The organism is uncultured Gemella sp., assembly GCF_963537375.1.
In the GTDB taxonomy this organism is placed as follows: domain Bacteria; phylum Bacillota; class Bacilli; order Staphylococcales; family Gemellaceae; genus Gemella.
This window is the reverse complement of sequence record NZ_CAUTDQ010000003.1, coordinates 67070-87057: the sequence shown is the minus strand read 5'-3', so window position 1 is coordinate 87057 and position 19988 is coordinate 67070. Positions and strand designations below refer to the sequence as shown.

The 19988-nt window shown below is 30.0% G+C and carries 18 protein-coding genes; all 18 read right to left on the bottom strand.

Going from position 1 to position 19988, the window contains the following annotated elements; all coding sequences use genetic code 11:
• Nucleotides 1-265 precede the first annotated feature (265 nt).
• Nucleotides 266-2266, bottom strand: a complete 2001-nt coding sequence (gene metG, locus RYK99_RS01540) for a methionine--tRNA ligase (protein WP_314989505.1) — start codon at nucleotides 2264-2266, stop codon at nucleotides 266-268.
• 312 nt (nucleotides 2267-2578) lie between these two features.
• Nucleotides 2579-3805: a peptidase T gene (pepT, locus tag RYK99_RS01535; RefSeq protein ID WP_314989503.1), complete on the bottom strand. Its 1227-nt coding sequence runs from the start codon at nucleotides 3803-3805 to the stop codon at nucleotides 2579-2581.
• A gap of 635 nt (nucleotides 3806-4440) precedes the next feature.
• Entirely contained in the window at nucleotides 4441-4746 is a 306-nt protein-coding gene (locus tag RYK99_RS01530) for a hypothetical protein (RefSeq protein ID WP_314989501.1), read from the bottom strand.
• A 249-nt stretch (nucleotides 4747-4995) separates the two neighbouring features.
• Nucleotides 4996-6678 carry an ABC transporter ATP-binding protein gene (locus tag RYK99_RS01525; RefSeq protein WP_314989499.1) on the bottom strand — a complete coding sequence of 561 codons (1683 nt, stop codon included), beginning with the start codon at nucleotides 6676-6678 and terminating at the stop codon, nucleotides 4996-4998.
• 21 nt (nucleotides 6679-6699) lie between these two features.
• Nucleotides 6700-7419 carry an ATP-binding cassette domain-containing protein gene (locus tag RYK99_RS01520; protein ID WP_314989497.1) on the bottom strand — a complete coding sequence of 240 codons (720 nt, stop codon included), beginning with the start codon at nucleotides 7417-7419 and terminating at the stop codon, nucleotides 6700-6702.
• 174 nt (nucleotides 7420-7593) lie between these two features.
• Nucleotides 7594-8334 carry an ABC transporter permease gene (locus RYK99_RS01515; RefSeq protein ID WP_314989496.1) on the bottom strand — a complete coding sequence of 247 codons (741 nt, stop codon included), beginning with the start codon at nucleotides 8332-8334 and terminating at the stop codon, nucleotides 7594-7596.
• Between the two features lie 278 nt (nucleotides 8335-8612).
• Complete coding sequence (locus RYK99_RS01510) at nucleotides 8613-9248, bottom strand: TetR/AcrR family transcriptional regulator (RefSeq protein ID WP_314989494.1); 636 nt, start codon at nucleotides 9246-9248, stop codon at nucleotides 8613-8615.
• Nucleotides 9249-9719: 471 nt separating this feature from the next.
• Entirely contained in the window at nucleotides 9720-11003 is a 1284-nt protein-coding gene (locus tag RYK99_RS01505; protein ID WP_314989492.1) for a cellulose synthase, read from the bottom strand.
• A 75-nt stretch (nucleotides 11004-11078) separates the two neighbouring features.
• Nucleotides 11079-11423 carry a hypothetical protein gene (locus RYK99_RS01500; protein WP_314989490.1) on the bottom strand — a complete coding sequence of 115 codons (345 nt, stop codon included), beginning with the start codon at nucleotides 11421-11423 and terminating at the stop codon, nucleotides 11079-11081.
• Nucleotides 11424-11656: 233 nt separating this feature from the next.
• The gene (locus tag RYK99_RS01495; RefSeq protein WP_314989488.1) at nucleotides 11657-12421 is read right to left on the bottom strand and encodes a class I SAM-dependent methyltransferase; all 765 of its coding nucleotides are present in this window, start codon (nucleotides 12419-12421) and stop codon (nucleotides 11657-11659) included.
• Nucleotides 12422-12482: 61 nt separating this feature from the next.
• Nucleotides 12483-13100: an SAP domain-containing protein gene (locus tag RYK99_RS01490; RefSeq protein ID WP_314989486.1), complete on the bottom strand. Its 618-nt coding sequence runs from the start codon at nucleotides 13098-13100 to the stop codon at nucleotides 12483-12485.
• A gap of 501 nt (nucleotides 13101-13601) precedes the next feature.
• Nucleotides 13602-14138: a ClbS/DfsB family four-helix bundle protein gene (locus tag RYK99_RS01485; protein WP_314989484.1), complete on the bottom strand. Its 537-nt coding sequence runs from the start codon at nucleotides 14136-14138 to the stop codon at nucleotides 13602-13604.
• A gap of 432 nt (nucleotides 14139-14570) precedes the next feature.
• Nucleotides 14571-15170, bottom strand: coding sequence for a hypothetical protein (locus RYK99_RS01480; RefSeq protein WP_314989482.1), 600 nt, complete (start codon nucleotides 15168-15170; stop codon nucleotides 14571-14573).
• A 681-nt stretch (nucleotides 15171-15851) separates the two neighbouring features.
• A complete protein-coding gene (locus RYK99_RS01475; protein WP_314989480.1) occupies nucleotides 15852-16343 on the bottom strand; it encodes a nucleotidyltransferase in 492 nt (163 codons plus the stop codon).
• Between the two features lie 50 nt (nucleotides 16344-16393).
• Nucleotides 16394-16561, bottom strand: a complete 168-nt coding sequence (locus tag RYK99_RS01470) for a hypothetical protein (RefSeq protein WP_314989478.1) — start codon at nucleotides 16559-16561, stop codon at nucleotides 16394-16396.
• 98 nt (nucleotides 16562-16659) lie between these two features.
• Nucleotides 16660-17997 (bottom strand): 23S rRNA (uracil(1939)-C(5))-methyltransferase RlmD, encoded by a 1338-nt coding sequence (gene rlmD / locus RYK99_RS01465; RefSeq protein WP_314989477.1) that lies wholly within the window; start codon nucleotides 17995-17997, stop codon nucleotides 16660-16662.
• Between the two features lie 91 nt (nucleotides 17998-18088).
• Complete coding sequence (locus RYK99_RS01460; protein WP_003146618.1) at nucleotides 18089-18535, bottom strand: ACT domain-containing protein; 447 nt, start codon at nucleotides 18533-18535, stop codon at nucleotides 18089-18091.
• Between the two features lie 12 nt (nucleotides 18536-18547).
• Entirely contained in the window at nucleotides 18548-19852 is a 1305-nt protein-coding gene (gene obgE, locus RYK99_RS01455) for a GTPase ObgE (RefSeq protein ID WP_314989474.1), read from the bottom strand.
• Nucleotides 19853-19988 lie beyond the last annotated feature (136 nt).

The window sequence follows — 19988 nt, the reverse complement described above, 5'->3', positions numbered from 1 at the left end:
ATAAATTTAAATACGGCTGATATTTATTATCAACCGTATTTATTATAGACCCGAATTTTTCCATACCCCGGATTTAGTATATAACCGAAAAAATCTAAACAGCAAAATGCTGCCTAGATTTCTAAGGTGATTTTTTCCATGCCCCTAACTCGACAAAAAAACTAAGTTTAAGACTCACAATTCCTCTTAATTAGTAACAAATTTTGTAAAAACAATTATTTTTACAGACTAGAGAATAAAGCATTTAGCTATATTCTCTTTTTTATTACCTAATTTCTGCTCCATTAGGAATTTCAGAATTTATTTCTACTACTCGTAAAATACCATCTTTTTCAGCTGATAGTATCATACCTTCACTTAATTCACCACATAATTTAACTGGTTTTAAGTTAGCTACTACAGCTACTTTTTTACCAACTAATTCTGCTGGATCATAATATTTAGCAATACCAGAAACTATTTGTCTTTGGTGATTACCTAAATCTAATTTAAATTTTAACAGTTTAGAACTTTTCTTAACTTTTTCACATTCTAATATTTCTGCAACTCTTAAAGAAGTTTCAAAGAATTTATCGATTGTAATTTCTTCAGCAAGTTCTACATAAGTATCATCTTTTTCTTCTTTTGATTCAGTTTCTAAGTTTTCTAAAGCCTTTGGAGACATTTTAGTTTTAATATACTCTACCTCTACTTCTTTATCAAATCTAGGAAAAATTGGAGTTGGTTTTTCTACAACTTTAATCGTTCCATCAAATACTCCAAATGTTTTAGCTGATTCAAATACTAATAATTCTTCTTTAACACCTAATTGTTTAGCAATTTCAACAGGAGCTTTTGTTAAAGCTGGCGCTATTAAAATTGTAGCAATACGAAGACTCTCAGCTAGATAGTTCATTACCTTATCTAACTCAGGTTGGTTAGCTTCATCTTTAGCTAGAATCCATGGTGTAGTCTGATCGATATATTTATTAGTTCTAGAAATGAACTTCCAAACTGATTCTAACGCTTTAGAGAACTGCATATGTTCCATATATTCTTCATACTCTGAAATAACTTCTTTTGATAAAGCTATTAATTCTTTATCAAATTCTGTAGTTGGCTCCACAAATTTTGGAATAACTCCACCGCAATATTTATTAATCATTGAAATGGTTCTGTTTAATAAGTTTCCTAAATCATTTGATAAATCTGAGTTAATTCTATCGATAAAACTTTCAGGTGTGAAGATACCATCTTGTCCAAATGGAACCTCACGTAATAAATAGTAACGAGCTGAATCTAAACCGTAACGTTCTATTAACATATATGGATCAACTACATTACCTTTAGATTTACTCATTTTACCATCTTTCATTAATAACCAACCATGAGCAAAAATTTTCTTAGGTAGTGGTAAATCTAATGCCATTAGAAGTATCGGCCAATAAATTACGTGGAAACGTACAATTTCTTTCCCAACAACTTGCACATCTGCAGGCCAATATTTATTAAATAATTCTTCACTATCTCCAGTCGCATATCCTAAAGCTGTAATGTAGTTAACTAAAGCGTCAATCCAAACATATACAACGTGTTTTGGATTAGATTTTACTTTCACTCCCCAATCGAAAGTTGTACGAGTAACTGCTAAATCTTCCAATCCTGGCTTAATGAAGTTGTTAAGCATTTCATTTTTTCTGCTTTCAGGTAAAATGAATTCAGGATGCTCATCATAGTATTTCACTAATCTGTCAGCATATTTACTCATTTTGAAGAAATAACATTCTTCACTTACTAATTTAACTTCATTTCCACTTGGTGCAATACCACCAATCATATTACCTTCTTCATCTCTGAATACTTCTTGAAGTTGTGTTTCTGTGAAATATTCTTCATCACTAATTGAATACCAACCTTTATATTCTCCAAGGTAAATATCACCTTTTTCAACTAATCTATCAAAAATTTCAGCAACAGCTCTCTCATGATAATCATCTGTAGTACGAATAAACTTACTATAGTTAATATCCATAGCTTCCCATAATTTTTTAATATCTTTAATCATTTCATCAACATAAGCTTGTTCTGAAATTCCTTTCTCTAGAGCTTTTTGTTGAATTTTTTGACCGTGTTCATCTGTACCTGTTAAAAAGTATGTATCATATCCGCTTAATTTTTTATATCTAGTTAATGCATCACAAGCAACCGTTGTGTAGGCATGTCCTATGTGTAAGTTACCACTTGGGTAATAAATAGGAGTTGTAACATAAAATGTTTTTTTAGTCATCTTACAACCATCCTCTCTTTCAATTTTTTAGTTAATATACATTACTATTGTACCATATATCGCGAGTTAATGCATATTTTTTTATCATTTTTTTCAAATTTCAAAATACTTTTATATAAAAAAGACATCAGTCCTTAAGTGACAAAAAATTAAAAGCAAGATTCGTTACAAACCTTGCTTTTGAGCTACTCTTCTATTAAATTTTAAATTAATTCTTGAACTAATTTCCTCACAATTAACTTAATATTATTATAATCGAGTATATATTATATAGTTTCATAAATTATCTTTGACACCACGGTGTTATTTTTTCTACTTTTTTGCTAATTTAGCAATCTCCACTATTGTATCAGCAGCTTTTGTCATATGTTCTAAACAACTGAATTCATATTGTCCATGGAAATTTTCTCCACCGACAAAAATATTAGGAGTTGGAATACCCATGTAAGAAATTTTAGAACCATCAGTTCCTCCACGTATTGGAATTATCAATGGTGTTACACCAACATTTTTTATAGCCTGTTCAGCTACTTCAACACAGCGTTTATCTTCTTTAATTACATCACCCATATTATAATATTGGTCATATAATTCATATTCAACAACATTACCATATTTTCCATTAATTTTAGCAGCAACTTCTTCTGCAAATTTTTTACGTGCAAGGAATTTTTCTCTATCGTGGTCACGAATAATATAAACCATTTCCGCTTCTTCAATTCTCGCTTGCATATTGTGTAGTAAGTAGAATCCTTCATACCCTTCTGTATGCTCAGGTACTTCTTTTTCTGGGAATAATGAAGCTAGTTCAGCTGCAATCATATTAGCATTTTTCATTTTCCCTTTTGCTGTACCAGGGTGTACACTTACTCCTATAATTTTATATGTAATTTGTGCAGCATTAAAGCTTTCATATTGTAGTTCTCCTAGAACTCCACCATCCATAGTATAAGCATAATCCGTAGCAAATCCTTTTGCATCAAAATGATCAGCACCACGTCCAATCTCTTCATCGGGACCGAATGCGATACGAATATCTCCATGTTCGATTTCAGGGTGTTCACTTAGGTATTTAATAGCTTCTACTATTTCAGTAATTCCTGCTTTATCATCAGCACCTAGTAATGTTGTACCATCCGTAGTGATTAATGTAAGACCTTTATAATTGCTTAAATTAGGGAACTCTTCTTTAGTCATTACGATATTTAATTCTTTATTTAAAACTATATCTTCTCCATCATAATTTTCAATAACTTGTGGATTTATTCCTTCAACATTAAAATCAGCTGTATCTACATGTGAAATAAAACCTATTTTATCATAAGGCTTATCAGTATTAGCTGGTAATGTTGCTGTTAAAAACCAATTTTCTTCATTTAAAACTATATCACTAAGATTTAGTTCTTCTAGTTGACCTTTCAACATACGTAAGAAATCTTTTTGCTCTGGAGTAGACGGGATTGTTGTACTAGCAGCATTAGATCTAGATTTGAAATTAACATATCCTAAAAAACGTTCTAACATAGTTTCATATTTCATTATTCTTCACCTCATTTGTGTTTTCTTTTATTATAATACACTTTTTGATAAAATGTAAAGGTTGTACTACACTCGATATAGTAAAATTATTACAGAAAAAGTAGAAAAAAGAATAAATTTCTTTAAACTATAAATTGCGACACTCACAGAAAGGAATTTATTCATATGAATATTATAACACAAATCTTTATCAAAAATATAGAAAATACTAGCTCCTACATGCCTTATATCTGAATAGTTTCGATAATAAACAAGTATTTATAAAACTTATGAACAGTAATCAAACTGTCAATAATTTCACAAACTTAGATTTTTCCATTTTAGATGATAGCTATAAAGGCGATACTTATAAAGTGAATTCTAACACAAATTTTGCTATTTAGTTACTTGGCAGAACCTCTAAAAAACTATTTTCGTCAGTTTTTGTGTTTTTAACAAATTTTTCTTGACAAAAAAACTTTTTCGATTTTTCATCGTAATTTTATTTTTCAGGGATTTATTTTCCATAATAATTTTACTTTAACGTGACTCTTTTATAACTTTCAAAATAAAAATGCCAATATCAAAAAGCTAAAATACTCTACTTAACTTTCTGATATCGACATTTAATAATATATCATTTTAAAAATTCTATATTATCTAATTTGATGTTTATTCATTTTCTCTTGAAAAATATTTGTAATAACTTTACGTAGCTCTTCTTTTTCTTTTTCTGGCCATTCACCTTCTTGTTGAGCTGCTGCATAAAGTTCTGGATACTCGACAGAAATTCTCTTAACAGTACGAGTATTAGCATGTTTTCTTACGAAAAATGGAATCTTCTTCATTAATTCTTCAGGAACTAATGAAAGTATTCTTTCTGCAGTCTCTTTATCACTAATTACTGAAAAAGTAAGACCTTTCTTAATCTGTTCCTGTTCTGTAAAATCTTCTAACTTCATTCTTGTTCTCCTAAATATGTATATCTCTTAATTAACGATTATATACTAATACTTATAAAACAACAAATATATTCTACTGATAGAGATTATCAATATTATAAGTTTCTAATTTACAAATTACTACTTAAAAACAATAACCATCATTTATAAATATTCTATGAGATAAGCCACTATATTTGAACTTTGACCTACAACCAATAATAATACTCTGTTAATAATTTACCTACTGATCTCCCTTCACTATCAAAATTATGTACTCAACCCAAACAACTTATAAAACTCACCTTCCCTATACATCAAGTCATCAAAAGAACCATCTTCAACAATGACTCCTTCTTTCATAAAAATAATTCTATCATATTTTTTTAAAATAGTTTTATTCAACTTATGTGTGACAACAAGAGCTGTCAAATCTTGGATTTTCAAGATTGAATTTTCAATTTCAGTAGTAACTTGATTGTCCAAAGATGAGGTAGCCTCATCCAGTAATAAGATTGGTGTTTTACGAATTAAGGCACGCGCAATGCTAAGCCTCTGTTTTTGCCCACCAGATAGATTCGATCCATTCTCTCCGCATAAAGTTTGTAGACCTAATTCATTTTCTAAAATATAGTTTTCTAACCCAGACTGCTGTATAGCTTGTTTTATATCATCTTCTGCGAAAGGTTGATTAAGGGTAATATTCGCACTTAAAGTATCATCAAAGATATAAACATCTTGTTGAACTACAGTTATTAAGTTATACAGACTCTCTGACGAAATATCTTGCAAATCTTGATTATCAATTGAAATGTTCCCACTTGTTACATCGTAAAAACGCAATAATAGATTGAGTAAAGTTGATTTCCCACTCCCTGACATACCTACAATTGCAATTTTTTCTCCCTTTTGAATATCCAAAGATAAATTATTAAAAATCTTTTCTTCAGCATTAGGATAAGAAAAATCTATGTTTGAAAAAGAAATTACATCATCAAAATATTCTTTCCTTTTACCAGTTTGAAGTTCGATTGCATCTTTTACTTCAAATGAATTCAGTGTAACCTGACCTTCACGAAATTTACTTATTCCCATACCAATTTCATTTAGTGGCATTACTACAAAATTTACTAATTGAACAATAGCTGTTACACTCCCAATTGTGGTATGACCATCGAAGACAAGATACATTCCTCCACCAAAAGCTACTAAAAAAACAATCATCCCTGAAAGCTGAGAAATTACACTAGCCAAAACATCAAATTTCCCTTTTATATAATAAATCTCATCCAATTTTTCACTTTCATAATTGTAATCCTGACGGACAGCTTCTTTCATGTTAAAGCTTTTAATAACCAGAAATCCTGATAGAATGTCTTTAACCTTAGCTAAATACTTCTGATCAGCAATAATAGCACTATTTTGTAAAGAAGCTAACTTCTGTCCAATAACTCCTGAAATTATCATTGGAATAACGCTGGCAATGATAACCAATAAAGTTAAAAACCAGTTACCTATAAACATGGCTAGTAGCGAGAAAATCATCAAAGAAAAGTTTTTTGAAATATTAAAATGCTGGTATAAATAGTCCTGCTCAATTTTCTTCATATTTTCAGTCAATATAGAAATATATTTCCCTGATTTTTCCTTAGAAAATTCTCTATAATCACTATCTAAAATAGAGTGGAACACCTTGTTTTTGTACCTTAACATAATTCCGCTAACAAGTTTATTTCTCATTCGAAGAGATATAAAATTAAGACCTGCATAAATGAAAATAACAGCAGCGCCAACTAGTACCGCTTTGGTCAGAGCTTCTCTATTCTGCGACATTCCACTATCAATAATACCTTTAATAGAATAAGCAAAAGCAATATTAGTTAAAGGAACTAGCATATTAAAAATCATGAAAGCATAATAAGATTTTTTATGGTTCTTTATCAGTTGTTTCATTCTTAATCTCCCTCATAACACTTAAATTTTATTTAGAAAATGCGACATAAAATATTTTTCTAAGTCAATATTCTCTCTCATAATTTCTTTCATAGAAATTTGTTCAATCATCTCTCCATTTTTTATAACACCAATCTTATCTGCTATCTGTGATATCTCGGATAAGATATGACTTGAGATTAATATTGTAATTCCATGATCCTTAGAAAACGACAGCAAAAGATTTCGAATTTCTTGAATTCCAATTGGATCTAAACCATTAGTTGGTTCGTCTAAAATTAATAATCTAGGTTTTGTTAAAAAAGCTCTAGCTAGACCAAGTCTCTGCCTCATACCTAACGAAAACTCTTTTACTTTTTTAGTCGTATTTTTTAATCCTACCATACTTAAGCTACTCACTATATCTGATTCAGTAATATTTTTCCCCATATACTGAGCATGAATTTTCAAGATTTCTTTTGCAGTACAGTTTTCATAAAAAATTGCTGTTTCAATAATACTACCAATCTGACTTAGAATTTCCTCTCTGTGTTCTTGTAAATTTTTCCCGAAAATTTCAATACTACCAGATGTAATAGTTGATAAGGTCAACATACATTTCATTAAAGTTGTTTTCCCTGCACCATTGGGACCTAAAAAACCATATATTTCCCCTTCAGCAATTTGAAGGTTAATACCACTCAAAATTTCCTCCTTATCAATAGTTTTAAAAAGTTCTTTTATTTCAACAACATTTCTCATTTCTATACCTCTCTTTCTATATCCAACTTCCAATACGAAATTCATTTCCTTCAGGAATATAAATATCAACTTGTATAAGTATCTTCTTGTAAAGTAACTATAAAAGAACTATTACTTATTTTAGCCATTTCATTTTATTCCTGAAAAAATTCATTCCATTAAATTAATCTATAACTATTTGATATTAATATCTTTTCTTGAAATATTATAAATTGAAACTGAAGCAATAATTATACTTATGAAACTAGCAAATATTAAGAATAATGGATTGTCAACAAAGTTATTAGTTAAACTCCCCGGGGTTGCATTAGATAGTAATGCTGCTAAGCCGAGTCCTGAAAGCATTGTTATAGGTGTTGAATACTTAATCATACCTATAACAAAAGGTAATACCCCGATTAATACTGTCCCAAACGTAGTTCCGACTAAATTAATTAATTGATTAACTACTGGGATATAATTTGATTCAGTTAAAACCGCGATTAATTTAATTAACAATTGAATAACTAAATGTGCAGTAAAATGAGCAATAAATGATATTAAAATCACTGATATAATTTTTCCCCATAGTAATTTTATTTTAGAAATAGGGTAAGAAAACAACTGAAAAATTGTTCTTTGTTTAAATTCATCAATAAAAATTATAGACAATAAATAAGCTTCAAAAATTAAAAATGCTGCTTTTGTAAATAAAGATGAAAACAATGATGTTGCTATTGCCCAATTTCCCCATTTACCAGCAATTCTAAAATTATTAGAACTCTGCCCTACAAATTCTCCTAATTTATTATCCGTACCTAGCCCCATAATTATAATTCCCGTGACACCTAATACTATCAATATAGTAGCAAACCAAGCCAAAAATAATTTAGATTTTGAAACCTTATTTATTTCAATTTTAATAAGCGACAACATAGATTTTTTCCTCCTAAAAGTAAATATAGTTTATATTGTTTAAACTATTCTCAAAACATACTTAAAATAATCGTTTTAATAAAATAACACTATTATACATACCTTCGGTATGCGGGAAACTAAAAATAAAACATACTACCGGTATGTAATTAAGGTTTTTAATAACATACCTGAGTATGTTATTTTTAAAATATCAAATACTTAAAAAAAATATATATAGAATAATAACTGATTAAATCGATAAAAAGTTATTACTAACGAGAATATAATAAGACTATCTATTTAACACCTTTTAAGTGATCAAATAATTGGAAAATTACCCCCATCATTTCATCAGAAATCAAGTGTACCCCTAGTCCATCAAAAGAAAGTTTAACGAATTTCATTTTTCTCTTCAGTTCCTCTACTGAATAAACAGAAATTTGGAATCCAATCCAAATATTCAAAGTTAAAACAATCAAATCAGCCAGTTCTTCTGGGTATTCTGTTTTAATTGATTTATCTTTAACACCTTCGTAAACTCTTTCTCTAATTTCTGGTAAAAAATCAGAAAATAAACTTAAATACTGTTCTCCTAACAAACGTGGACTTCTTAACTTTATCGAAGCTGAATATACAAGCCTTTGTTGTTCAAAATTAGAGAAAGCATCCATCAAAGAATTTTGTATTTTTTCTAATCCAGTATCTCCCCTCCAATTATAATTTAGAATTTCTTGATTATTTTCTTTAATAATTGATTGTAATATCTCCTGTTTCGATTCAAAATGATGATAAATAACACCTTTTGTCAATCCACCTAATCCATTTATTATATCTTGTATTGAGGTATTATCAAATCCCTTTTTTAAAAATAAATCTTTAGAAACTTCTAGTATTTTTTTTCTAGTTTCATGTGGATTTCTATTCCTTGCCATAGTATCTCCTCTCTATCATACCACCGGTATGTAATTTCATTATAATGTACTAAACTAATAATGTCAAGTTTCTTATTATTTCCCAAACTTATTTTAAGGGTTTAGTCTTAATATCAATTCTAGTTGTAATACTAAGCTGTCTTTTCAGACATACATTTTTATTTTTTTGTTTTTCTTTTATGTCACATTTAATTAGTAAATAAATTGAGAAATAAAAAAATCAAAATAATGTTTAAGCAGACTGTTCTTTTTTAACAGTTCAAAGAAAATATTCCAGCATATATGATAAATATCAAAATTATTAAATTTAATACTATAATACCCCTATTACCGTTTAGTCCAGTAAAAGGGGTATTATTAATGTTATTTTCTTATTTTTATACCTCTTTTTCTTTAATACCTTTTACTCTTCATAAAATAATTTTAACTTAATACCAAATTTTTCATTACTTGAATACACAATCAATAAATTTACCAATAATATTTTTTCTCACTTAGATATCTTTCTTTTTGTTCTTTAGAATCGTGATGATTCCTATCTCCTAATAATTCATCAGTTGATGATACCACAGGATCGAGCCAATCAGCCTTAGCTCTAATCCAGTTAATTTCATCATCACTAATTTTACCAACCTCTTCTAAGCGATCAGCCATTTCCCTCAAATCATTTGCCTTTTGAAAATCATCTAACATATTAAGCAGAGATAAAGTTCGTTTTTTCTCTTCTTCAATCTTCTCTTGTAATTTTCTTTTGGCTTCCATCTCTTCTGCGTAACGACGTGCTGCTTCTTCTCGTTCAATCCTCAAGTTTTTTATTTTATAATATTCCTGGTAAATCATAATGACAATTTCTGGTATTGATTGCTCAATTGTAAATTGCTGAGTATCTTTAATATATCTCCCATTTATAATTTTAAAACGAAATTTACCATTAGGAATATAATCATACTTTCTTATTCTAGGTTTACTGGCATATGTATCATGTCTCTTACTATCATTGTATTCAGCGAGTTTTTTTGCTTCTTCTTTAGTTAGTTCATGATTTACTTTATCGGTCAATTCTACAATCTCAAAACTAACAATATCTTTATTAATTTTAATATCAAAATCTTTTGTAATATTATCTCCAAGTTTTTCAATAATAGTGACAAGTGTATTTAAAAAACAATATAAACGAGGAAGTGAACTTAAAGGAATATCTTTTACAAACCTTGGTTTATCCAGATTATTAAACCTATGCCTAGAATCAAAATATGGATATGCAGCTTCTTTTTCTCTTTTATTCCATTCTTCTATACTAGCTCTCAAATTTGCTACAATTTTATGAAGTCTTTTATTTGAATAATGAGTCTGATTTGAAATAACTTCAATAATACGATCAACCTTAGTTGTATCCAAAAATGACAATGAATCTTTAATACTATCAGCATCTATTGTAAAATTATCTATGAAATTTTCTTTAGATGTTTCTTCCTTCCTCACGGTATTTTTTAATTTACTATTTTTTAAGGTCTTTCTATAAATATGAACTTCACTAACTTTATTTTTAGGTAAGGGAATTATAAAATCAGTTAAATCTTGTCCAGTTTTTTTCCTATACCAATAACTACTCTTAGGAATTGGGATGTCAGCTTCTCTACATTTATTTAGTAAATCAGAGTAGTTTAAATCATATTTTAATGAAACTTGCTTAGCACTTATTTCCCAAATTTCTTCATAAAGTTCTTCTCTAAAAAATGTTTTAATCATCTTCATAAAAATCACCTTTACCTTTATATTTTACATCCTTATCTTTATATTTTCCTAGCGAAAATGCATATTCAAAAACTTCTAATTCTTCACTTCTGCATTTTCGCTTAATATAAAAAGTAGTTCTTGTTTTAAGCTATTGAATTCACCTATAATTTTATCCAAACTCTTTTCTATATGCTCAACACGTATTTCAGACAATTTTCCATTATTATAAGAAATCATTCTTTCAGCAATAATATGATAGGACCAACTTTCTGTAAAACGTCTATCTTTCTCTTCATTATGAATAGCAAAACCTATAGGAAGAAGATTATTTCTTAACCCTAAGGCGACTGCCTGAGAACTTATTCCCAAATAATCTCCAGCTATTTTTAATGTTATCTTATTTAATTTTCTAATATCCTCATCACTATACTTAACCATTTAATATCACCTAACTTTTTTCTAACATTATACTTAACTTTAGTTTTTAATATTTTCCCTTGGTAAATCAAATTATCATACTTGACGTAATCCAATTCTCTACAATATATTTTTTTTATCATGTCTTGGATTGTAAATTTTTTATCGTTATCGCTTTTTACTTTTCTCCAAGCCATTACCCCATCAGCTTTAAATTTAAACGGGCTATTCTCCTGAAGTATGTTCTATAACCATTATAGTTTAATGCAAAGTGTAGCTATATAGTCATTTCCATAACGTGATAATCTATTTCTTTTGTCACACGATTCATAAAAATCTATCATAGCAAGACCATTTTTTAGTTGCCCTCTAATCTGAGTTTCTAAGGTATGGCTAAATTCATATCCATATTCTGGATTTATAGTTATTTTCCCTTCCTCTTCAAGCTCTCTTGAATTAAAAGGTATTGAGTATTTTAAAAGTAATTCTACATCGGGTTTGTCCCATACAATATCAGCATCATACATGTATATCCAAGGATTCATAAATCCGACCATTAACAATCCACCCTTTTTCAATACTCGAGAGGCTTCTTTATACATATTTTCTAAATCTTCTACATATACATTTGAGACTGGATTAAAAATAATATCAAAAGTTTCATCTTCAAATGGAAATGGTTTTGTCATATCACCTTGCACTGTGTTAATTTTTAAGCCTTCTCTTTTAGCAACCATTTCATCTCTTTGTAATTGTGATTTAGAAAAATCCATTATGGTTACATCATAACCTTTTATAGCAAAAACCGGGCCCTGCTGTCCACCACCACAAGCTAAACCTAATATCTTTTTTCCATTTGCTTTTTTAAACCATTCTTTTGGAACTTTTTTCCCAACAGTTAATGCAACGGAAATTGGATTATTTCTAGCTTCTTCTAATTCTTCATGTGACAATGGCTCAGTATAGTCATTTTTTACATTATTCCATCTATCCTCATTAAATTTTATATAATTGTTCATCTTATAATATCCTCGTAATTTTTTATATGTGCACTATCGTTAAAAAGTATTCAATATATTTTTATTTGCGGTACTTCTCTAATTTGAACCCATATTCATTTAGAAGTTGTTTTGAATAAATTTTTTCATTTTTTGAGTTTCTAACTTCTTTCCAAAGGACAGCTGCAACTTTTAACTTGTTAGAATAATTATTGCTGTGTTCATCTGCACAAAATTCTTTCAGAAATTGATTCCACTGACAAGTCGAATTATCATACTTTGCATAATCTGACTCTCCATAATAAATTTTTATCATATCTTGAATTGTAAATTCTTTATCGTTATCACTTTTTACTTTTCTCCAAGCCGTTGCCATGTCAGCATTAAATTTAAACGGGCTAACTCCAGTCACGGCTGAAAAATAATCTCTAAATTTTTGGTTAAAAGAAAAACCACATTCTAGCAATGGTGTATTTAAAGATATTACTTCGGCATGTTTTTTGTTTACTTTCCTTGTAGACTTTTCTATTCTATTCCCCCTGAAATATTGTTCAATAATATAGTTTAATTCTTTCTTTGTACATCTATACTCTAGTCCAAGAGACTTACATATTTGTGAAAGTTCTTCTCGGTACCAATAGTACTTGTTAAATTCCTCAAATGATTCTATATCTTTAAAACTAGGTCTAATTTCTATCACACACTCACCTCCAAAACTTCATGTATATCTAACTTTCCAACCTTAATCAACTTTCTTTATTCTATTATACTATATTGCTTGAGGTTCACCAATAATAAAAAATGTAGAACAAGAACACTACATTACACTACTTTATTTTGTCAAAACTATATATTCTTATTTTAGCATTTTCACTATTCTATCAATATATTTTTGAGATTAAATTTGATTATATAATTTCACATGATATTTAATTATATAATATTGCAAATCATTATAAATATGCTAAATTAAAAAACGATGACCCAAAAAGTTAGATATCTCCTATCTAACTTTTCGAGTCAATGCAATATAGATAAAGTATTTATTAATCTATCGAAATAATGCTCGTGTTGATAAATTCAAAAGAAAGATTCTCATCAAAGTAGAGAACAAAATTTACTTTTTTGTCGTTAGATTAGCAATCAAAAAGGAAGTTTACGTTGATTTATCTTTACTCCCTTGTATTTTCCCATTTATGGCTTACTTGCAATTATTTTGATGGGCCTTTATTTTTTTCATAGCCCAATCATAATGGCTAGAAGTAGCACTGACAAAATAAGATCCCAATGTACTCCCGCCAACCCATTTATAAACTTTTTTTGAAAATAATTCTTCATTTGTAAAGTTTTCGGCTAGTTTCAAAACATCTTTATGAGATTTTTGTAAAGCTTTCATCGCATCTTCCAGAGACGTATTCTGATGCTTTTTCCAAAATTCTACATTCATATCGCCATAAGTTCTCCAGTTATATGGTTCAGGAATAAATGATTTCTCTTCTCCCTTTTGGTTGGAATGTACCCAATTCAAAACAAGTTTATGCCATTCATAGAGATGAATTAAGATATCTCTTAAGTTTTTATCTCTTCTCCAATGAGCTTCCTTTTTCTTTTTATCTTTTGAAAAATCAAAAGGTGTATTTAACTCTTCACTCGTCATCTTTGAAATAAGTAAGTTTAACTTTTCATAACTTTCCTTAGCAACTATCATTAAATCATTTTTTGTCGTTGGTCTTGGCACAATTAATCCCTCCCTTTACAAAATACTATATTATTATCTTTTATAATTTTCTTCTATTAATCACCTTTCAAAAGCAACGTCACATATTCGGCTGTTCACTGTTACCTCGTCACTACCGCTCTGCGACGACTATCTCTTAAAGCATTCGTAATTAATGGTTTTGGTCTACGCCCTTGTCATTAAAACGACTGTTTCAACATGGCTCAGTTCTCCAACGAGTAACGCATTTCATATCCACTGTACAAAGGAATGGTAGAATACCTATTTTCGCCTTAAAATGGGTATGTCGAAACGATACCAACCAATAAAAAACCGCAACTTACTAGTTGCAGTTAAACACATATTTACTACTGTTTCTTCTAAAAATTTACTAAAGTTAAATTTGGAGTGTCAGAGAAATTGAAATATGCTCTTTCTAATCTATAGAAATGCCTATTCTGTTCGAGTTTCAGCTAAATATATTCCCCATTCAGCTAATTCTATAGGCAAATCATAAACAGTTTTACCGTTACTTTCATAGATTTCGGAAATTCCTGGTGAAGTCTCAGAAAAAGTTTCCCAAGCTGTCACTAGTTCTTCTACAAATTGAATATTATGAGGTTCAAAAAAGTCATTAAATTTCGATAGTTCTTTACTATAAATTGTCACAACATTATAGCTATCAAGCATAATTTCATCATGACTTTTATGCCCACCAAATCCAAACTTACTTAGTCCATCATTAACAAGCAAATCACCGTATCTTATCAACAGTACAAGGCATTCCTCTCTTGAACAATTATCAATATAATAAACATCCTTATGTAATTCGTTGATAATATTCTTTGCTATTACTTTTTCTCTATCAATACTGACAGGCAATTCCAAAATAAAAAACAAGGGCTCGTCATGAATCGCAATAAAGTGCTGAAAAACCTCTAATATTTTTTCTGCGTGTACATTCGCCATCAAATGCTGTTCAGTTAACTTTGTAAATGACTCAAACAGGTTTTCTACCATGCTAACTCGGTGACCTTTTACTAAATTCAACATTATGCGTCCTCCAGATAATTTAAACATTATACACATTTATAATCTCATTATACCATTAAAACCTCAAAAAGACTATAACTTCCCTGTCATAGTCTCTTATAAATCTACCTCAGTTCCTTATGCCGAACCACATTCAGAACAGAAAATATTGGTAGTAAAAGAAGCATTTCAATAATTTATTCATAGCTATTAGGAACGTTTCTCTAACAAGCTTACACACTCAACAGTTCGAACTTATCGTATCATTTCGTCGGTTTCCCTCCTCGTTCTACTAATACTATCACATGAGCGGAGCATCCACTTCTACTTTGCTGATGTCTAAGCTCGTACAAGCAGTGTTACCGCTTCAACATGTGGTAATATTCTACTTTTATACTAATAAACAAAAGGCAATGAAAATCATTTTGAAATGATACTGTGGAACGGAAAGATTATCATCACTTCCAAAAGAAACGACATCCATAACTCCACTTAAAATTACAATTAATAATTCTCTAACATTAATCATCTAATTAAAAATCGTTACTTTCAATAATGGATAAGCTGATTTAAAAATTTAAAATCCTTTTCTTTACTAATTCTATTACTAGCCAATATAGTATAAATTAAATGACCAATAAAAATGATGATAAAAATAACATAGCAGCCAGTCTTACAACTTACTACTTTTCATATGATAATTCACAAATGTCTTTCTAGCCACTCGATCTTTCTAAAATCCTTATTGTTATTGTGATCATTTCGATAAGAGTCTTGAGAAGAAGCTTTATAAATACTTAGATACTGCTCCAGACTTGGAAGACGAAAAGTGATACCTTCAATGTGAATAAGCTCTATATCCGATTCCGAAACTCCTGCAAAATCAGATAAGGAATCAATACTTCCAAATTCAACACTCACTCGATCCTTTTTGAATTCATGCTCATGAATATCTATTAAGACGTAGCCTAAGTCTTTCATCACTTTCATTATCTTGTCCCAGTCATAAATTCTGAGATGATCAGGTGCTTCCCAACCTCTAGGGTCACCAGGCACATGAATGTCAATGTCAGACGGCCCCCAATTTTCTTTCGTTCTAAACTCCAATCCCAAAGACCCCATCAGTGTCGGTGTAATTCCGACTCGATTTAAATGGAAACAAATGGTTTTAAATTCTTCAAATAAGAGACTCATGTTTACTCTAAACCTTTCATATAAATGTTCGTTATTTCTACTTTATTACCTTAAACAAAATCATCTTCATTTTCTATAGTATATCCAGTTATTTTGGGTACAAATTCTTTTCCTTCTTTTAAGGACCCAAATGCGACTAGATCTTTATAAGAAAGATTTTGATATAATTCCAACATATACATCTCTAATCCTTCTGATTTTTGAACGATTATCCACATTTCACAAGCAATATCACAACTCGGCGGTTCGCTGTTACCCCAGTACTAACGTTCTGCGACAGCTATCGCATAAAACATTCGTAATTAATGGCTTCGGTCTACTCTTTTGTCATTAAAACGACCGCTTCTACATGATACGTTCCTGGGAACATATCTACAGGTTGCACTGCTCCTAGTTTATAACCTAGACCTCTCATAATTTCCATATCTCTAGCTAATGTTGCTGGATTGCAACTAACATAGACTATTTTTTCTATATTCATAGCTGCAAGATCACGTAGGAAACTTTCCTCACATCCTTTACGTGGAGGATCCACGATAACTGCATCTAATTTTATATTTTGTGAGATTAATTTTTTAATTACATCTTCACTCTTACCTAGTAAAAATTCAGCATTTTCAATATTATTATTTCTCGCGTTTTCTCGAGCATCTAAAACAGCCGCTTCTACTATTTCAATACCGTATACTTTCTTAACTTTTTTCGCTGCGAATAGACTTATTGTTCCAATACCACAGTAGGCATCTATTATAGTATCAGTTTCTTTTAATTCAGCAAGTTCTAGTGCTTTACTATACAATACTTCTGTTTGAATTGGATTTACTTGATAAAATGAACGAAGTGAAATCTTGAACTCTATTCCATCTAGGATGTCAGTTATATAATCTTGTCCGAATAATTTTTCAGTTTTGTCTCCAAAGATTACATTTGTCTTCTTATCATTAATATTCAACATAATGCTAACGATTCTATCATCTAATTTAGATATTTTTTCAACGAATTCATCTAGTTTATTAAACTTCTCTTTCGCGACAATACCAACCATAATTTCACTTTTTAGGGTGTTCGTTCTAAACATAATATGTCTAATTGCCCCTGAGTGATTATTTTCATCATAGACAGATAAGTTAAGCTCTGAAATTAGACTACGTAATTTGTTCATTAATACATTATGTTCGTCATATTGAATAAAACATTTCTCTATATTAACAACATCATGGCTTCGTGGTTTATAATATCCCATCTTAACTTCACCATTAACTTTTTGTACTGGAATCACAGACTTATTACGATAATGGTATCCATCTTCCATACCTAGCGTATCTAATACTTCAATAGCATCTTTTCCAAGAGCTTTATCCATAACATTTTGAACTTTTTTCTTCTTAAACTTCAGCTGTTCTTCATAGTTCATATGAACTAAATTTGCTCCTGAAGTTTTTGGAATACCATCAACTCTATTTTTAGAACTTTCAATAATATTAAGAACTTTTCCATAACCAAGATTTTTCTTTAATTTAATTATCTTAAACTCGATTACTTCACCTTCTATAACATCTTCAATAAAAATCGGAAAATTATCAATTTTTACTACACCAAGTCCATCATGGGTATAATCTATAACTTTCCCTTCGAATATATCATTTTTCTGCATAATTCACCTTTCTAAAATAAAAAGGAGAACAGACATAGGAAACTGACTTCCCTACTCTGTTCTCCTACATTTAATATTTATTAAACTATCTTTACATGCTTAAACCAATTACTTTAATTGAATTAACAAACTCAAGATCTTTAATTCGTTTATTTAATTTTTCAATATTTATATCACCTGAACTTAGCTCTAAAGAAATAATTATCGTAGCTTTTGCATTAATCGGTACTGTTTGGTGAATAGTAAGTACACTGCACTTAGCTTCATTAACAACCGCTAAAATTCTGCCTAATATTCCAGGAATATCATCAACATCAATAGATAGTGATAGAATAGATTGTCTTTTCACATCTTGAATCGGGAAAATTGTATCTTTATACTTATAAAATGCACTTCTACTTAAATCAAATCTCTTCGAAGCTTCTAAAATTGATAATTTAGAATCTTCTTCTAAAGCTTTCTTCATCGCTAACGTCTTCTTTACAGCTTCTGGCAATACATCTTCTCTAATTATATAATAAACTTTTTCTTTATCCACAGTGGTTATCTCCTACTCTACGAATTCAAACTCACCTTTAAGAATTTTAACAGTATCACCATTTTTACATCCTCTATCACGTAAAGCATCATCTACACCCATAGAACGCATTTGTTGAGCAAAACGTCTAACAGAAGCATCACGGTTGAAATCAGTCATTAAGAATGCACGTTCAATACCAGGTCCACTTACTACATAAGCACCTGTGTCATCACGAGTAATCTTGAATGTTTCATCCTTAGGTTTATGTTTATAAAGAACTCTGTTTTCCATACTTTCTTCTTCAGTATCAAGTTCATATAACGTATTTGGATCTGTGTTATCTAGAATATCACTTACTTTATAAAGTAAATTATCGATATTACTACGTGTAAATGCAGAAATTTCAACGATATCTACATCTTCACCATCATTTTCTAATTGTTTTTTAAATTCTTTAAGATTTTCACTAGCCACCGGAATATCCATCTTATTAGCTACTACTACTTGAGGTCTTTCTAAAAGTCTCATGTTATATTCTGCTAACTCTTGGTTAATAATTTTATAATCTTCATATGGATCACGGCCATCAGTTGCTGACATATCTACTACGTGAACAATAACTTTCGTTCTTTCGATGTGACGTAAGAACTGATGTCCAAGACCTACACCTTGACTAGCTCCTTCAATTAATCCTGGAAGGTCAGCCATAACAAAACTTCTGTGGTCTTTTGTTTCTACTACTCCAAGATTTGGTGCTAATGTTGTAAAGTGATAATCAGCAATTTTTGGTTTTGCTTTTGATGTTATTGATAATAATGTTGATTTACCAACTGAAGGGAATCCAACAAGACCTACATCTGCCATAAGTTTTAATTCTAATGTAAGATTTCTTTCTTCTCCTGGTTCACCATTTTCAGCGATTTCTGGCGCTGGATTTGAAGGTGTTGCGAAACGACAGTTTCCACGTCCTCCACGACCTCCACGAGCTACTACTACTTCCTGCTCATGTTCTACTAAGTCTGCTAATACCTCCCCAGTATCAGTATCACGAATTACAGTCCCAGGTGGTACTTTTAAGTATAAATCTTTAGATTTTCTACCATGCATACCTTTACTCATTCCGTTCTCACCATTAGGTGCTACGAATTTTTTCTGATAACGGTAATCCATGAAAGTTCTTAAACCTTCATCAACTATAAATACAACGTTTGCTCCACGTCCACCGTCACCACCTGCTGGACCACCTTTTGGAACATACTTTTCTCTTCTAAATGCTACTAATCCATTCCCACCATCACCTGATCGGACGAATATTTTTACCTCATCTAAAAACATAAAAATCTCCTATAAAATTCTCTTTATTTTTCTTAAACTTCAACTTTTAATCTATATAAAATTCAACTTGATAAAAGTTCATATACCATGAACTATTATAACATAATTTTCCCTTTGATAATAATATTTAGCGAGA

What these genes read in the sequence shown, in the direction of transcription:
- metG (WP_314989505.1), bottom strand. Translation starts at nt 2,266, where the DNA reads ATGACTAAAAAAACATTTTATGTTACAACTCCTATTTATTACCCAAGT.
- pepT (WP_314989503.1), bottom strand. Translation starts at nt 3,805, where the DNA reads ATGAAATATGAAACTATGTTAGAACGTTTTTTAGGATATGTTAATTTC.
- RYK99_RS01530 (WP_314989501.1), bottom strand. Translation starts at nt 4,746, where the DNA reads ATGAAGTTAGAAGATTTTACAGAACAGGAACAGATTAAGAAAGGTCTT.
- RYK99_RS01525 (WP_314989499.1), bottom strand. Translation starts at nt 6,678, where the DNA reads ATGAAACAACTGATAAAGAACCATAAAAAATCTTATTATGCTTTCATG.
- RYK99_RS01520 (WP_314989497.1), bottom strand. Translation starts at nt 7,419, where the DNA reads ATGAGAAATGTTGTTGAAATAAAAGAACTTTTTAAAACTATTGATAAG.
- RYK99_RS01515 (WP_314989496.1), bottom strand. Translation starts at nt 8,334, where the DNA reads ATGTTGTCGCTTATTAAAATTGAAATAAATAAGGTTTCAAAATCTAAA.
- RYK99_RS01510 (WP_314989494.1), bottom strand. Translation starts at nt 9,248, where the DNA reads ATGGCAAGGAATAGAAATCCACATGAAACTAGAAAAAAAATACTAGAA.
- RYK99_RS01505 (WP_314989492.1), bottom strand. Translation starts at nt 11,003, where the DNA reads ATGAAGATGATTAAAACATTTTTTAGAGAAGAACTTTATGAAGAAATT.
- RYK99_RS01500 (WP_314989490.1), bottom strand. Translation starts at nt 11,423, where the DNA reads ATGGTTAAGTATAGTGATGAGGATATTAGAAAATTAAATAAGATAACA.
- RYK99_RS01495 (WP_314989488.1), bottom strand. Translation starts at nt 12,421, where the DNA reads ATGAACAATTATATAAAATTTAATGAGGATAGATGGAATAATGTAAAA.
- RYK99_RS01480 (WP_314989482.1), bottom strand. Translation starts at nt 15,170, where the DNA reads ATGTTGAATTTAGTAAAAGGTCACCGAGTTAGCATGGTAGAAAACCTG.
- RYK99_RS01475 (WP_314989480.1), bottom strand. Translation starts at nt 16,343, where the DNA reads ATGAGTCTCTTATTTGAAGAATTTAAAACCATTTGTTTCCATTTAAAT.
- RYK99_RS01470 (WP_314989478.1), bottom strand. Translation starts at nt 16,561, where the DNA reads ATGTGGATAATCGTTCAAAAATCAGAAGGATTAGAGATGTATATGTTG.
- rlmD (WP_314989477.1), bottom strand. Translation starts at nt 17,997, where the DNA reads ATGCAGAAAAATGATATATTCGAAGGGAAAGTTATAGATTATACCCAT.
- obgE (WP_314989474.1), bottom strand. Translation starts at nt 19,852, where the DNA reads ATGTTTTTAGATGAGGTAAAAATATTCGTCCGATCAGGTGATGGTGGG.